This window comes from Trichocoleus sp. FACHB-6 (assembly GCF_014695815.1).
Taxonomy (GTDB): Bacteria; Cyanobacteriota; Cyanobacteriia; order Cyanobacteriales; family FACHB-T130; genus Funiculus; species Funiculus sociatus.
Window position 1 is genome coordinate 57,151 of sequence record NZ_JACJOY010000042.1, and the last position, 15,983, is coordinate 73,133.

14 protein-coding genes and 1 pseudogene are annotated in these 15,983 nt (G+C 45.2%); 9 read left to right on the plus strand and 6 right to left on the minus strand.

Going from position 1 to position 15,983, the window contains the following annotated elements:
• Positions 1-5 precede the first annotated feature (5 nt).
• Positions 6-419, minus strand: a complete 414-nt coding sequence (locus H6F66_RS08320; RefSeq protein ID WP_190420121.1) for a hypothetical protein — start codon at positions 417-419, stop codon at positions 6-8.
• A 496-nt stretch (positions 420-915) separates the two neighbouring features.
• On the opposite strand from H6F66_RS08320, the gene H6F66_RS08325 reads away from it, so the two are divergent.
• Positions 916-1,656 carry a DUF2993 domain-containing protein gene (locus H6F66_RS08325; protein ID WP_190420123.1) on the plus strand — a complete coding sequence of 247 codons (741 nt, stop codon included), beginning with the start codon at positions 916-918 and terminating at the stop codon, positions 1,654-1,656.
• An 81-nt stretch (positions 1,657-1,737) separates the two neighbouring features.
• Here the strand turns inward: H6F66_RS08325 and H6F66_RS28835 are convergent, their stop codons facing one another.
• Entirely contained in the window at positions 1,738-1,860 is a 123-nt protein-coding gene (locus tag H6F66_RS28835; RefSeq protein ID WP_277873854.1) for a hypothetical protein, read from the minus strand.
• Between the two features lie 57 nt (positions 1,861-1,917).
• Between H6F66_RS28835 and H6F66_RS08330 the strand changes: the two genes are divergently transcribed.
• The 3 genes from H6F66_RS08330 (at position 1,918) to H6F66_RS08340 (ending at position 4,264) form a co-directional block, all read left to right on the plus strand.
• Complete coding sequence (locus tag H6F66_RS08330; protein ID WP_190420125.1) at positions 1,918-2,652, plus strand: glutathione peroxidase; 735 nt, start codon at positions 1,918-1,920, stop codon at positions 2,650-2,652.
• Between the two features lie 131 nt (positions 2,653-2,783).
• Positions 2,784-3,206 (plus strand): thioesterase family protein, encoded by a 423-nt coding sequence (locus H6F66_RS08335; protein WP_190420127.1) that lies wholly within the window; start codon positions 2,784-2,786, stop codon positions 3,204-3,206.
• Between the two features lie 278 nt (positions 3,207-3,484).
• On the plus strand, positions 3,485-4,264 hold the full coding sequence (locus tag H6F66_RS08340) for a glutathione S-transferase family protein (protein ID WP_190420130.1): 780 nt from the start codon (positions 3,485-3,487) through the stop codon (positions 4,262-4,264).
• Between the two features lie 40 nt (positions 4,265-4,304).
• Here the strand turns inward: H6F66_RS08340 and H6F66_RS08345 are convergent, their stop codons facing one another.
• Positions 4,305-5,207, minus strand: coding sequence for a Uma2 family endonuclease (locus tag H6F66_RS08345; RefSeq protein WP_190420132.1), 903 nt, complete (start codon positions 5,205-5,207; stop codon positions 4,305-4,307).
• Between the two features lie 505 nt (positions 5,208-5,712).
• Between H6F66_RS08345 and H6F66_RS08350 the strand changes: the two genes are divergently transcribed.
• Positions 5,713-6,882, plus strand: coding sequence for a low temperature requirement protein A (locus tag H6F66_RS08350; protein ID WP_190420134.1), 1,170 nt, complete (start codon positions 5,713-5,715; stop codon positions 6,880-6,882).
• An 81-nt stretch (positions 6,883-6,963) separates the two neighbouring features.
• On the opposite strand, the gene H6F66_RS08355 is transcribed toward H6F66_RS08350, so the two are convergent.
• Entirely contained in the window at positions 6,964-7,761 is a 798-nt protein-coding gene (locus tag H6F66_RS08355) for a cobalt-precorrin-6A reductase (RefSeq protein WP_190420157.1), read from the minus strand.
• A gap of 72 nt (positions 7,762-7,833) precedes the next feature.
• Positions 7,834-8,013 (minus strand): hypothetical protein, encoded by a 180-nt coding sequence (locus H6F66_RS08360; protein WP_190420135.1) that lies wholly within the window; start codon positions 8,011-8,013, stop codon positions 7,834-7,836.
• A 361-nt stretch (positions 8,014-8,374) separates the two neighbouring features.
• Between H6F66_RS08360 and H6F66_RS08365 the strand changes: the two genes are divergently transcribed.
• On the plus strand, positions 8,375-10,912 hold the full coding sequence (locus H6F66_RS08365; RefSeq protein ID WP_190420137.1) for a mannose-1-phosphate guanyltransferase: 2,538 nt from the start codon (positions 8,375-8,377) through the stop codon (positions 10,910-10,912).
• Positions 10,913-11,147: 235 nt separating this feature from the next.
• Entirely contained in the window at positions 11,148-11,675 is a 528-nt protein-coding gene (locus tag H6F66_RS08370; protein WP_190420139.1) for a single-stranded DNA-binding protein, read from the plus strand.
• Positions 11,676-12,351: 676 nt separating this feature from the next.
• Here H6F66_RS08370 and H6F66_RS08375 read toward each other — a convergent pair.
• Positions 12,352-12,540, minus strand: a complete 189-nt coding sequence (locus H6F66_RS08375; protein ID WP_190420141.1) for a hypothetical protein — start codon at positions 12,538-12,540, stop codon at positions 12,352-12,354.
• Positions 12,541-12,869: 329 nt separating this feature from the next.
• Between H6F66_RS08375 and H6F66_RS08380 the strand changes: the two genes are divergently transcribed.
• Complete coding sequence (locus tag H6F66_RS08380; RefSeq protein ID WP_190420143.1) at positions 12,870-15,314, plus strand: ATP-binding protein; 2,445 nt, start codon at positions 12,870-12,872, stop codon at positions 15,312-15,314.
• Between the two features lie 45 nt (positions 15,315-15,359).
• Positions 15,360-15,587: pseudogene (locus H6F66_RS08385) on the plus strand (zinc ribbon domain-containing protein); the annotation flags it as partial.
• Positions 15,588-15,983: the final 396 nt, after the last annotated feature.

Below are 15,983 nucleotides of genomic sequence, written 5' to 3' on the forward strand. Positions count from 1 at the left end.
TCGGTTCAATCAAAAATGACTTCTGGATTCATTTCTGGTGGGGTTTTCCAATTTATTCCGTACTTCTGGTTTAAAATGCGTTTCTTCTCTGCCCAGAACATATGACTAAAACCTATCTCTCTTGGATACTCAGCCAGGTTTTCGTCTGCTTCTTGCCCTGCGGCTTCTATTATTCTTCTGTATCTGGGGTCATATTCTTTTAAATCAGACTTAATATTTCCTGGAACGTTCACCAAGTTTAACCTAACCTGAACTTCCCTAATTAGCTTGGGAAAAACCAACGTTAAATATTCCTCCCGGTTCTGCAATTCTTCAAAGGCAGCGGCAGCTTGTGCTTTTTGGATTTCTAACTGTCTAGCCCCAATCCCTAAAATATTTACAGTTAATATAATTCCCAGAATGACTTTTGATGCTTTCATTTACCAAACCTCATGCTTAGGTGTTGCCTAAAATATTAGCACCAAAATTAAACTAGCAACTGCTAAAATTTTGCTTTCTTTAGAGATAACCTGCGCTTAGGCTTATAGTTCTCAACGAGAAAATCGGTCTTTTTTCTCTATGACTAAAGTCAGGGGCTTTTGGACTAGATGCAGCAGTTGAAAGTGCAGTTAGCGTAGCAAGGTACTTTCAATTGGTGTACTGTTTCGGCCGTTTTAAGGACTTTAACCTTATAAAATAAAGACTCTGTGGCTAATTTTCGCTGAAATTACAGCACTACCAACATCAACCTCGGAAAAAACCATAACCTTAGAATAATAACTCGTAATTCATTGCCATTAACAATCAGCAACCTAAGAAATTTTATAGATATTCAGACAAATTGCAGATAACGGCTTCTACCAATATACAGATCCGCAACGGTTTTATTTGCGTATAGAGTAATGAGTAGCAAAACACAAATTGGAAAAATCCGTTATGTCACAACCACGGGTAGAGGCGCAAGCACTTTCTCAGGTACTACAAATGCGGCTTGGTAGCCTGCTGGATGCAGTAGAATTCATCGACGTAGATGTCCAAACTGACCTGAGTCAGATAATTCAGGGAGAGGCAAATTCGGTTTCTGTGGAAGGTCAGGGTTTGGTAATGCAGAAAGATATTCGCATACAGAATATGGAACTGCAAACAGATAACATTGCTATCAATCCCCTGAGTGCTATTGTTGGTAAAATTGAACTTGATCAGCCAGTAAATACTACTGTTCGTGTTCGACTAACAGAAGCAGATATCAACCAAGCATTAAACTCAGATTATATCAAAAGCAAGCTGTTTCCTATAGAGCTTTCTGTAGATGACGAAATTGTAACTTTGGAACTGCAACTTCCTCTATCGCTTCACTTACCTGGTGGCGAGAAGATGGAATTCACTGGAAGTATGCTAGTGCATAAAATAGACAATACGCAACAAATAGGCTTCAGTGCTGTTGCCTTACCTCGTACTGACAAGCATCCCGTATTGCTGGAGGAGTTTCGCTGCACGCCAGGAACGGGTATTTCGCTAGGACTAACTCTCGCCTTAATGCAGAAGGTAAAAGAACTGGTGAATTTACCTTATTTTGAGTTTCCAGAAATAGCGTTTTGCATAAAAGAATTGGATGTGCAAGAAGGCACTATGATGCTAATAATTGAAGCTCACGTATATGAAATTCCGTCTTCGTAAAATTAGGGTGGGTATTCTGTACCCTGAATTTTGCTGACTATAGGACATTTTCAGGATTTTATCGGCTAAAAGCCGATAAAATTAATCCTGTCTCTGCCAATAAGCATTGTTCGGCGCTTTGCTTTGTTGGGCAGCAAGCATCTGCATCACGGAGGCATAGGCAAGGCGCATCAGTAACTTTAAAGCGAGTCTATCCCTTGACATTTTGTACTCATAACGAGTACGCTTTAAAGGACTTTACTTAGTCAAGGAGCCAAATTCATGTTTGCCAATAGAGAAGGACAAAAAGTCCCCAACGTCACCTTCCGTACTCGTAAGAACAACGACTGGGTGAAAATAACTACTGATGACTTGTTTGCAGGCAAGACAGTGGTTGTCTTCTCTCTACCTGGTGCGTTTACTCCGACGTGTTCATCGACCCATCTCCCTGGCTATAACGAGTTGGCTAAGGTTTTTAAAGAAAATGGCGTTGATGACATTATCTGCATTTCCGTCAATGATGCCTTTGTGATGAATGAATGGGCGAAGGATCAAGAAGCAGATAATATAACTGTCATTCCCGATGGCAATGGTGAGTTCAGTGAAGGGATGGGAATGCTGGTTGATAAAGCAGACCTGGGTTTTGGGAAGCGGTCATGGCGCTATTCCATGCTGGTAAAAGATGGCACCATTGAAAAGATGTTCATTGAGCCAGAAGAACCAGGCGATCCCTTCAAGGTGTCAGATGCCCAGACAATGCTTAACTATATCAACCCAGAGGCAACGAAGCCCAATTTGGTTTCCCTGTTTACAAAAGTGGGTTGTGGGTTCTGCGCCCGTGCTAAGAGAATGCTCGATGAGCGTGGCATGGATTACGAAGAAATTGTCTTGAGTAAGAATATTAGCACTCGCTCTTTACGGGCTGTCACAGGTGCAACAACGGTTCCCCAAGTATTTATTGATGGCAAATTAATTGGTGATTCCGAGGCGCTAGAAGCTTACCTGAGTGCTGTGTAAGTAGAATTCAACGAGAGTTTCATTGAGAGCGATCGCGCAACAGCGACCCAGGATACATAACCTTGATTCTGGTTTGTGAGTTGCGCGATCGCTGCTTCATTAAGAGCAGCTAATAGTAAATTTATCTAAATATGCAAACGTCTCACAACCAGCAACGGCCTCTGGAAGTAGAATTAGTATTGCCTGTAAAAACTTACGACATTGACTTTGCAGGAATTGTTAGTAATATTGTCTATATCCGTTGGCTTGAAGACCTACGTCTAGAAATTCTTGATGCCTATCTTCCTCTACAAAAAATGCTTGAAGATGGGATTGCTCCAATACTTCTACAAACCCAAATTGAGTACAAACAGCCAATTACTATTTTTGATGTGCCAATAGGTCGGATGTGGATGAGTAAAATGAAGAAATTGAAGTGGACTGTCACCGCTGAAATAGTCGCTGGGAAGGTAGCAGCAATTGCTGAACAATCGGGCGGTTTTATTAATTTATCTAGTCGAAAACCTGTCCTGATTCCACAGCAGCTTTATCAAGCATATTTGGCGCAGCAATAGTTCGTAGGGAATGAGAGCCACCCCCATGCTCCTTTGTTTCCCGCGCCCTTGGTGCGTGGCGTTTGAGGTACAAAACCTCGCACGCTGGCGATCGCTCTCCCGGCGTGGATGCGCTCAGCCTGCAAGGGAGCGCTGATGAACTTCTCCCTTTCCTCCTAGAGCGCCCTCAGGGGTTCGTTTAAAAAGTAGCTTTCACAACTAAAAGAGGATGCTATATTAAACTTTTGTTGGGTTAAAGGCGAGTGTTACCCAATATACTAACTAAAATTAACTACATTATGAACTACCAAATTGTTACTGCTTCTGCGGTTCCTCGCTTAATTAGTATTGCTGTTAGCCATTATTGCGAGAAGGTACGATGGGCGCTTGAATGGCTGAAAATTCCTTATGTTGAAGAAAGTCACGTACCACTTTTTCATCGTTTTGCTACTCGCGAATATGGGAGTAGTAGTGTTCCGATTCTGGTTACAGGAGCAGATACTTTCACAGATTCAACTGACATTCTGCACTATCTTAATACACTTGCCCCGGAAGGAAGATATTTATATCCCCCTGATCCGGAACCATGCCGAGAAGTCGAACAACTTGAAGAGTTATTTGACACGAAACTGGGAGTTAGTATTCGAGGTTGGGCATATTTTTATCGCTTGGATGACCGGGAAGCGATGCGGCGGGTGTGGTGCAAAGGAACGCCTTGGGTTGAGCAAGTTGGGTTTGCGATCGCTTACCCTATCATGCGTCGATTAGTTCAACAAAGCTTGAATATTACAGCAGCTTCAGCAGCAAGTTCCCTTCAAGAAATTAAGCAAATTTTCGACACAGTTAATCAGCAGTTAGCAGATAATCGTCCGTACTTGGTTGGAGATCAATTTTCGGCAGCAGACATAACTTTTGCGGCGTTAGCTGCTCCAGCTTTACTACCCCCAGAGCATCCCGTAATGCCGTCTCAGCTTGACGGCATCAAGAGTGAAATGGCAACAACAATTAAAGAATTACGGGCAACTCCAGCGGGAATGTATGCACTGCGCCTGTATCGAGAACAACGCCATTTCAGTTAAATCGTGTGGGAGCGATCGCTTGCGTCACTCCCTTCTATTTTTAGCTTTGAGAGTTCAAAAACGCATCAGGATCGATTCCCGATTCCCGGAGTCGTTGAATTAGAGATTCTAACCTAGATTCCGCTTGTTCAGCTCGCTGTCGCTCGTGTTCAGCCTGCTGTAACGCCTGTGCTTTTTCTGTTCGCTCCTGTTCAGCTTGCTTTAGGGCTTGTTCTGCTTCAGTGAGAATCCAATTGCCTTGAGCATCATTCCAACGCAACCACAATCGCTCAATTCCTTGAAACTCTCCTTGCCACAAACCCAAGCCCAATTCTAGTTCAGGAATCCAAACTCGCGACTCTTGCAAATCTAGCTCTTGGTAATGCGCCCCCACCAGCTTAAATACTCGTAGCTGATTGGTATAACGACTGAAAACCACATAGTAAGGAATGCGTAAAATCTGCTCGTAAACCTCCCATTTTCGAGGCGGTTTATTCTCAGTTTGAGGCTGAATTAATTGCCCATTGCCTGCATCCTCAGATTCAGATGGCAGCTTTTCCTCGTCATTTTCTCCTAAATCTTCTTTCTCTGTACCCGGCGAAAGTAGTTCGACAATGACAAAAGGGTTTATTCCCTCTTGCCAAACAACGTAACTTAGGCGCATATCAACTTCATCATAAAGTCGAGGTACGCCCACAACGCCAAACCAATCCGGTCTTTTATACCACTGAGCATGACGCACATCATAGTAAAGGTTCATGTCACTGGCACTGAAAACTTGCGAAGCCGGATATTTTGGGGGATGAAAAGTAAGGCTCAATAATTGCGGTTGCAAGTCGTGGAATTCATCGGGCAAACCAGGTTCCTCCGGGTCTTCGCTGGGCAGATCGTACATAGTCGGTAGGGTTTCCCTGGGCGATCGCGGCGGATCAGTCTGAGGGACGGGGTATTTGAAGGGAAACATAGGGTCTAGGGGAATGACTGGCTTTTATGTTAACACCGTGAAAATGCCTGATTGAACAAAGCCGCGCCCTGTTGCTGCGCTTGGCTACTTATTTCAAAAAATTTCCTAATCTTACTATTTGTTGGGTACGGAAATGCCATCTTATTCTCCGGGGTACTCTCGCCAAGTTTCGTGGCGGGAATACCCAAAAAATAAGATGCCGAACATCGTCAAACAGCCATGTGATGAGGGAGTAATTTGCTTGATAAGATGTAGTATCCTCTGCGCGAAAAATACCAAAGCTTGGGTATTGGTACCAAGATGAGTAAAATGCTAAAACAAGCGATCGCGTTTGGTGTTGATAGTTTTCGATTAGTTCTGTTTATTACTGTTGAACTTGCTTTGAGAAGTGTGTAAGCGTTGCGGCTGCTCTCTGGGGCATCGCTGCTTTAGAGATGATTAAGAAGCACCCTACCGCACTATAGTCATTAGTTAAAAACTCAAAACTCAAAACTCAGGACTTAGTATGAAAAGTTGGTTGCAACCTCCGCGATTACGCATTGGAGAAGAAAGCGAACACCAACCTCGCCACGCTACTTGGCTGGAACTTTTCTATGACTTGGTGTTTGTGGTGGCGGTTTCTCAAGTCGCCCACAATCTGCATGACAATTTATCGCTATCAGGATTTCTCGGCTTTGTGTTTCTGTTTATACCGATTTGGTGGGCATGGATTGGCACTACATTCTACGCCAACCGATTCGATAGCGATGACATCGGACATCGATTGCTGACTGCTGTGCAAATGGTAGCGATCGCAGCCCTTGCAGTGAACGTACATCACGCCTTAGGCGAAAGTTCCGCAGGCTTTGCCTTGTCGTATTTTGCTGGTAGGGCGGTGCTGGTGATTGAATACCTGCGGGCGGCAAAGCACATTCCTCAAGCGCGCAAACTGGCTATTCGCTACGCCACAGGTTTTGCGATCGCTGCTTGCCTTTGGCTACTATCCGCATTTGTACCCATTCCACAGCGTTTTGTCTTGTGGGGATTGGGGTTGCTAATAGACTTTGCCACGCCACTTACAGCCAAACGGTTGCAGCAAGGACTACTCCCCCATCCCGAACACTTACCAGAGCGTTTTGGGCTGTTTACGATCATTGTTTTGGGCGAGGCGATCATCGCTGTCGTCGATGGTGTCTCCCAACAAAAATGGGATATTCAAAGTGCGATCGCCGCCGTATTCGGCTTCAGCATCGCTTTCAGCTTGTGGTGGATCTATTTTGAGAACATTGATGGCTCCTCTATGCGGTCTGCGGGCGCAACTGGTCGATTTTCAATTTATAATGTCTGGCTTTACGGACATTTACCGTTAGTGATTGGACTTGCTGCTACTGGAGTTGGCGTAGAACACGTTGTCTCAAGTGAGGCTGGTGTAGCAATGTCCGATGCGGTGCGATGGCTGCTTTGTGGATCAGTAGCTTTATGCTTGCTGAGTTTAGGAATTCTGCACCGCACTGGGGTGATATTCAAGTGCAAAGTCCGCACAAAGTACCGAATTGGTGCGGCGGCTGTGATACTGGTTCTAGCGATCGCTGGTATCGGTTGGCCGCCCGTTGTGGTAATTGGGTTAGTTGCTATAGTCTGTGCTATCCAAGTCGTGCAAGATTTGTATCAGAGCGGTAAGTTAACGCTTGAGTAACATTTTTTTGATTGGCTGCGTTTAGCGCGATCGCATTTTTTTGCACCAATACCAGCAATTATTTCCTGGCATTGGTGCAATTTATTTGAGGTGATATCGGCAAAACTCTACTGCTGCTTCTATGTCGCTGGTTTGCTGTGGATAAGCAACCTCTGGACGAGTGATGACAACTAAAGGAATGCCTAACTCGGTTGCAACCCGTCGCTTGACATCTTCTCCCCCAGCGGTTCCCGATGCTTTGGTGACAACTAGGGAAATTTTCCAGTGATGCCACAGTGCCTTTTCTAATTCTGCTGGAACGGGAGGACGCAAGGCAATTAATCTATCTGGCGCGAAACCTGCTGCATAAGCTGCATCCATTGCTGTCACAGAGGGAAGAATTCGCGCAAATAAAGTTGATTTTTCTTGCCACGGACGAAATAGGGGAAAATTTCTATAACCGATTGTCAGTAGTACCCGTTGTTCTTGCAGGTAGTCTCCCGTTAGCAGCGTCTCGAAGCTATCTAACCTAATTACCTGTTGGTTATTATCTATTTCAGCGTCAACTGCTGGACGTTCGTAGCGCAGATAGGGGATTTGCCGATGAAGGGAAATTGCGATCGCCATCTTCGATATCTCCAGTGCATACGGATGGGACGCATCTAATATTGCAACTATCCCCTGTTCTTGCAAAAACTCTTCTAAGTGGGTTACGTCTAAACGACCTACCCAAATTTGCAAACTTTGTGTAATAGGATACAGCGCCTTAGCTGATTCTGTGGTAACAGTGACAATACAAGGCAGCTGAAAGCGAGAGAGTGCTACGCTCAGTTGAGCGCTTTCCTGAGTTCCGCCAATCAACCAAACGCGATCGCCAAAGCATGAAGCAGCAAGAGTCATTAGTCGTTCCACACTCATCAGTTAAAAAAGATTTTACTGATGACCCTAGACTGATGACTAATGACTTTTGCTTTAACCCTTAAGGGCTTTTCTGTAGTTCTGACGATAGGATTTATTACCAATCACCAATACAGGCCACAACAGGGCTAAAACCAGCCGTCCTTGGCTGAAATTCGTCCGGCGAAACCCCTTCCAGAACCTCCAGCCACCGTATACATAACCCCCAAACAACAAGAAGCCGAGTAATTCCATTTAATCAACCCCCATAAAACTGACTCTGGTTTGGTCGTCAAAGCCAGCAATTGCCAAATTCTGCTTACTGTAGCTAGTCTACACAATTGATTTGGTGCTACACGGCAAAGTAGCATTGATCCAGTTCTAGTCTATCCGGGGTTGAGTTGCAATACAGTTAATCTTAATTTTTTGATGCCCGACTTACGCTCTCCGCATAATGTATCTATATCGCCTACTTGTATTCGATGAGAGTTAGTAAGAGGTTGCACCCTTGTCTTATGAGAGATACCTGAAATTTCCTGATTATAGGAGACTAAAAGACAGGCGCAACGAAAATTAAGGGTGATATCTGTATCATGACGAATAATAAGGAGGAATTATGAGAGCAGTGCTGATGGCTGGCGGTTCAGGAACGCGGCTGAGGCCGCTGACCTGCGATCTTCCAAAACCAATGGTGCCGATTCTGAACCGACCCATCGCCGAACATATTATCAACTTGCTCAAGCGGCATCAGATTACAGAGATTATTGCCACCTTGCATTACCTCCCTGATGTCATGCGCGACTACTTTCAAGACGGGGGCGACTTCGGCGTACAGATGACATACGCTGTAGAGGAAGACCAGCCTTTGGGGACTGCTGGATGCGTCAAAAATATTGCTGAGTTACTAGATGAAACATTTTTAGTCATCAGTGGTGATAGTATCACCGATTTCGATCTCACTGAAGCGATTAAATTTCATAAACAAAAAAAGTCAAAAGCAACCCTGGTTTTAACCCGCGTTCCGAACCCGGTTGAGTTTGGAGTGGTAATTACAGATGAAAACCATCGGATTCGGCGGTTTCTAGAAAAGCCTTCCACCAGCGAAATTTTTTCGGATACGGTCAACACCGGAACCTACATTCTTGAACCAGAAGTTTTACAATACTTGCCAGCAAATCAGGAAACTGACTTCTCTAAAGACCTGTTCCCCTTGCTACTAGAAAAAAATGAGCCGATGTACGGCTACATTGCTTCTGGTTATTGGTGCGATGTCGGTCACTTAGATGCTTATCGTGAAGCGCAGTATGACGGGTTACAGCAAAAAGTTAAACTAGACTTTGCTTACTCTGAGCAGTCTCCCGGATTGTGGATTGGGCAAAATACCCATATTGACTCGACGGCTAAAATTGAAGCACCAGCGCTGATTGGCAGTAATTGCCGGATTGGGCCGCGAGTACACATTGAGCCAGGAACTGCAATTGGCGACAATGTGACAATTGGGGCTGATGCCAACTTAAAGCGTCCGATTATCTGGAATGGGGCGATTATTGGTGAGGAAGCTTCTTTACGGGCTTGCGTGATTGGTCGAGGGACGAGAGTGGACAGGCGATCGCAAGTTTTGGAAGGTGCTGTCGTCGGTTCCCTGTCCACTGTAGGGGAAGAATCACAAATTTCTCCGCAAGTTCGCGTCTGGCCTAGCAAGCAAATCGAATCAGGGGCGACGTTGAATATTAACTTAATTTGGGGTCAGACTGCACACCGCAATTTGTTTGGACAGCGTGGTGTGAGTGGTTTGGCAAATATCGACATTACTCCAGAATTTGCCGTCAAGTTGGGTGCGGCTTACGGTTCTACTTTGAAACCAGGTTCTCAGGTTACTATCTCTCGCGATCAGCGGAGTATTTCCCGCATGGTCAGCCGAGCCTTGATTGCTGGTTTAATGTCTGTAGGTATCAATGTCCAGAATTTGGAAGCTACAGCAATTCCTGTGGCTAGAGCAGTTGTTCCTACTCTCGCAGTTTCTGGTGGTATCCATGTAAGGGTGCATCCAGACCGATCTGATCACATTTTGATTGAATTTTTTGATCGCAAAGGCATCAATATCTCCAAATCTATAGAGAAGAAGATTGAGGGGGCTTATTTTAAGGAAGATTTGCGACGGGTACAGATTCCTGAAATTGGCAATGTCAATTACCCCAGTCAGGTGATTGATATTTATAGCACTTCCTTTGAGAAGCATCTGAATATTAAGGCGATTCATAATTCCGGCTCGAAGGTGGTGATAGATTATGTTTACGCTGTCAGTGGTGCCGTTTTGCCCCAATTGTTAGCGAAGTTTGGCTGCGATGCTGTGGTGCTGAATGCTAGTTTGAATCAACAAGGACTCTCAGCAGCTGAAAGAGAAGCGTTGCTGAATCAGCTGGGTCATGTGGTGGAGGCGTTGAAGGCAAATTTTGGCGTGCAGGTGTCAGCCAACGGAGAGATGTTGATCTTGGTGGATGAAGCTGGGACTCCAATTCGCGGGGAATTGTTAACGAGTCTGATGGTAAGTATGACTCTGACGGCTAATCCTAGAGCTACTGTGGTAGTACCAGTGCATAGTAGCAGTGCGGTGGAACAGATTGCTCGTCGTCATGACGCTAAGGTTATTCGCACTAAGGCAAATCCTACGGCGTTGATGGAGGCTTCTCAAAGTAATCCGAATGTGGTGATGGGTGGTAGCGGTGAAATGGGCTTTATTTTCCCGCAACTGCATCCGGGGTTTGATGCGATGTTCTGCATTGCTAAGATGATGGAGATGCTGACGGTTTCTGAGCGATCGCTTGCTCAAATTCGCGCCGATCTACCCCGCGTTTACCACAAAAGTTATACTGTCCGCTGTCCCTGGACTGCAAAGGGGGCTTTGATGCGTCATCTGGTAGAAACTCACCCAGCAGAACATCTGGAATTAGTCGATGGTGTAAAGATTTGCAACTATCACGATGACAGCTGGGTGTTAATTTTGCCTGATGCTGGGGAACCTCTGGTACATATCTTTGCTAATAGTAATGACCGGGATTGGGTTGATGAAACTTTGCGGGAGTATCGCACCAGGGTTCAATCATTTGTTGAACAAGAGGAGGGTGTAGAAGAATTTAAAGTGGCAATGGTGTAAAAATTTTGGATTTTGAAGCGATTTTTGGGGAGATTGATCGGGGAGTTGAACGATGACTGGTTCTTCCCCCAACCTCTCTTTCTTCCCAAGAGATCGCCAGATTTTGGATTAAATGACTAATCCAAAATCATCGGAGGATCAGAAACTGCTTCGCCGGGAGCAAAATCTAAAATTGTAATGGTACATTTGTTCTAATATAGATGAGGCTAAACATACCATAGTGGAACTTTGAGTTATGAACAGTTGCATTTTAATGGCGGAGATTATCAAAGAACCGGAACTGCGTTATACGCCGGATAGCCAAACTGCGATCGCTTCTTTGCGAGTCCAGTTTCCCGGGACAAAGGCTGAAGATCCACCAGCAAGTATACAGGTTGTCGGTTGGGGCAATTTAGCTCAAGAAATTAAGGATAACTACAAAAAGGGCGATCGCGTAATTATTGAAGGTCGCCTCACCATGAACACCATTGATCGGCAAGAAGGTTTTAAAGAGAAACGCGCTGAGTTGACAGTTTCCCGAATTCATAAAGTGTCAGTCGATACAGATTTTGGCACGCCAGCAACTGAATCAACTCCTCCCAGCAACGTCGTTCCGATGGGGTCGCGTCGTCCAACTGCTGCATCTGCTAATAATAGCGATGTGGAGATGTCTCCTCTAGACTACCAAGAAGAAGATGAGACACCCTCGTTTGCACCCGCCGCTAGAACTATAACCCGTCCAACTCCACCTGTCCAACAAGATATAGACGATATCCCCTTTTAATCATTAGTTAGAAAAAAGTTGGAACGTTGGAAGGTTTCAACCTTCCAACGTCTAAGTAGTCAATCTCATACTTCGGACGCGAAGGTTGATACATTCATAAAAATAGCAATCAGTCTATTCCCTTCCAGCCTTGAATTTCGGATTCCAACGTTGCCACTCACAGAGTTTTCGGTTTTTCTAGCTTTAGTTCAATACGGGTGAAAGGTTCAATAGGCAAAGGTTGAAGTAAGTTGTATAGTCTAATTTATTCTCGATTATTTCTTTTATTTACAATTATTAATTGGCAATTTTTTGCTAATCCTCCTATATAAGTCAGTGACTTTTTTCCAGCTTGACCTGAAATATCGTATTATTTCCATAGCTTGCATCAATCAGTAAGAAACCGTGTTATTACCATCTTTTCTTACTTTAGTCAATTAACTCTAAAGCTAATTCCGGCTTCTCCTTAAATTCTGTATTTCATCGAAGTGTTTACACCATTTATTGAAGCAAGGAGGTATGGCTGTGGGAGTTGTCTGTTTGATCCCTCAGACTTCGACGTGAGAAGCTTGCTGTGCCAGTATTGTACTCTCTAGCCTAAGCATTGCATGGGGGCGTTGAGTTGGATGTCGTAGCCACCATAGTTGGAGGGACACAGAACGATGATTCTATCCCAGCCTTCTTGAAAGATTTGATGCTAATGGGCGAGATATTCTAGGAGTTGGCTATATTCGCGGTCGCGGTGTTGGAGGAAACGATCGTAGTCGTTACCCATGACGATGTAGAACCGGCTTTTCTTGAGCCGCTCCAAGTTGATGACTCTGAAGCGTCGAACAATGACGGGATACATCTGTAAAGCTGGAAAATATAGGAATCCTGTCCTCATGCCCTGCTTGGAAAGGTAAAAGATGTGAGCTTAATCTGCGAATTCATTGTTAGCGCTACTTGAGGAAGAATCGAAATTCTTCAGTTGACCTCTAAATCCCGTATTTTTGACAGGATGAAAATTCCGTACTTGTCCCAATGCTGGTTCAATCATCAGGTGCTAATATCTGAATTTGTAAGTAAAAAAGTTGGGATAACAGAACATCTCCATATTATTCTTATAGGGAACTACCTGATTGTGGAGTGTGACATAGAACTATTTCAACTTTCGCAATATTAAGTTCCTTGGAAATCTTCTATGTCTCAAGTCGATAACAGGTAGTAATAAGAATGTCCTCCCTAAACAATCAGGCTGACGCAGCTAGCCAAAAAATTAGCCAGCAAGCATTTCCCAGATTGGGAAAATTCAATTTTTCTAAAACGTTCTGGCTAAGGCTGCCAAGAAAGCAGCATCGCTACAAGCAAAGATGGCAACCTCGTGACCTAATTGTTCTGTCGATACTGGCAGGGTCAACGTTGGGGGTGAGTGCGATCGCTGTAGTCAGCTATCAGGTTGTGCGGGGACTGATTCTTGCGAACCTCCAGCAACAAGCCTTACTAGAAGTCCAGCAGGGACGGGATGAGATTGACCAGTGGCTATCTAATCGGAAGACTGAAGTAGAGATGCTGGCGAACAGTCCCCTCGTGCGCTCGATGGATTGGTCAGTCGCCCAGCCTTATTTAAAGTCAGAATTGCAACGGTTTAAAGAAATTCACCAGCTGACAATTGTCAACTTTGAGGGGTGGGGTGCTAATACCAGCGTCGGACCTCATCGCAAAAATCTTAAAGACCGTGAATGGTTTATCAACGCAATGGCAGGGCAAGTTAGTGCAGCGAATCCCGTCGTCAGTCGTACCACCGGACTCCTACAAATCAATATCAGCGCTCCAATTATGCGGGTTCCAGGTACTCAAGTGCTGGGAGCAATGGGTGGAGCGATCAAAGTTGACCGAGTGATTCAGGTCGTGAGCAGGCTCCAGGAGGGAGTCGGCAGCTATGCGTTTGCACTCAACTCGCAAGGGGTAGCGATTGCCCATCCCGATCCCAAGATGATTGGCTCCGCAGAGCGTCAAGCACCCAGCTTTTTAGAATCTTCCAATCCGGCTCTGGCAGAAGTTGCCCAGGAAATGGTTGCCAAACAAGCGGGGATTAAACTAATACGAGTCAATGGCAGATGGAACTACGTTGCCTACGTGCCCCTAAAGGAAGCAGATTGGTCAATTGCGCTGGTTATTCCTCGCCAAAATATCGAATCTCACTTAAGCGCACTTAACCTTTTGGCGACCGTTTTAGGCGGATTGTTGCTTATTGCCCTGATTGGTGCATGGCGACAGGTGCAGCTGTTTGAGCAAACCCGCACTCGTGCCGAGCAGGAAGCTCTACTGAACCGTTTAGTGCGTCGCATCCGAGAATCTTTAGAGCTACAAACCATTGTTCAGACGACGGTAACAGAACTGGCAACCTTAACACAGCTCGATAGAGTGCTGTTTGGCTGGTACGATCCCCAATTCCAAACCCTTGAGCTGGTTGGCGACTCTCACGCCCAAACATTGACAATTCAGCCAAGAAAGTTTCAGTCCAATTCATCTATAGACATAGCAGCCTGTCTACAGCAGACAGAGGCACTTCATCTGTTGTTTGTTGATGCTGAGTTGGAGCCAACACCTCTGGAGTTGAAAGCTCACGCCTACCTTGCACTCCCTATCCCGCTTCTAGATGGCTGCTGCGGCTATCTCATCGGTTTGCACGCTCATTACCTCAGTCAATTAGATCGGGAATTACTCAAAGCGGTGGTAGATCAGCTAGCAGTTGCCATTACTCAGGCTCAGCTCTATAACCAAACGCAACAACAGATTGCACTGCTCAACCAAACGCTGACCAAACTTAACCACACCCAACTCCAGCTGGTGCAGAGCGAGAAAATGTCTAGCTTGGGTCAGATGGTGGCAGGCATTGCCCACGAAATCAATAATCCAGTTAACTTCATCTACGGCAACCTTACTCATGCCAGCTCTTACATCCAAGATTTACTAGAGTTGATTGAGCTGTACCAAGAGCAATATCCTCAGCCCACGCCACAGATTCAAGACAAAGCAGAGGACATGGAACTGGAATTTCTCAAGGAAGATTTATCCAAACTCCTTGCCTCAATGCAAGTTGGCGCTCAGCGCATTCGCGATATCGTTCAGTCGCTGCGCGTGTTCTCCCGTCTAGATGAATCAGAAGTCAAGGATGTGGATATTCACCAAGGCATTGATAGCACGCTGATGCTCCTGCAAAACCGTCTCAAGGCGAAGCCAGATCATCCAGCCATTGAAGTTGTCAAAGAGTATGGTCAATTACCCAAAATTGAGTGCCATGCCGGACAACTCAACCAGGTATTTATGAATCTCCTCACCAATGCCATTGATGCCATAGAGGAGTTCAATGCCAAACTTAGCTACAAAGATAGGCAAGCCAACCCCAGTCGAATTACAATTCGCACACAAGTTTTGACATCTAAACAAATTGCCATTCGCATTGCAGATAGTGGAGCGGGTATTGCTGAAGATATTCAGCAACGGTTATTTGACCCCTTCTTCACCACCAAGCCGGTTGGTAAGGGAACCGGGATGGGATTAGCAATTAGCTATCAGATAGTGACAGAGACACATGGAGGACAGCTGAGGTGCATTTCGGCACCGGGACAAGGAGCAGAATTTGCGATCGAGATTCCCATCCAACAATCACGCTAACCGTCCTAGGAAGTGATTGAGCAATCAGCGTAGGGTACAAAGGTTGAACTGGTTGATAGGTTGTATCCCAGTAGCAAGACTTGTTCTAACTGTAGACACTTTCAACCCATGCCGTTGAGAGAGCGTGTGTTTAATTGCCAACGGTGTGGCATCGAGATTGAGAGAGACTTGAATACCTCTATCAATCTGGAAAATGCCCCTCAAGATCAAGTCGGGCGGGCTTTGTCCGAACTTAATGCCTGTGGAGAGGACAAGTGCCGACACGCCTCGTAAAAACAGGAAGTAAGCACCATAGGTAAGGATGGATAAGTTTTATGGAGCAAATTACCCCAAAGACGAAAAAGCCGCCTTGAGTACAGCTGTACCCTTGTAGCCAGTCGCCAACTGGAGGCAACAGCATTGCTTGGGCAATAGTCTGAGAATCGCAGATGTTTTTATTTTATCCTAGTTACCGCCATAACCCTTGCCCCTAAAGGGCTCTAGACTTTCCCAAATATTTTGTAGTGTACTTTGAGCAAAAATTTTGGTTAAAGCCACACACAAGGCGTATTAGTCTGCTATATTAATAAAGCGGTCGGGAGAGACAAGCGAAAGCGAGACTCAAGCGAGCGAAGAGAACCTAGAAAAAATAATAGTTTGAAAGCCAGAGTAACACAATAACCTCGTCAA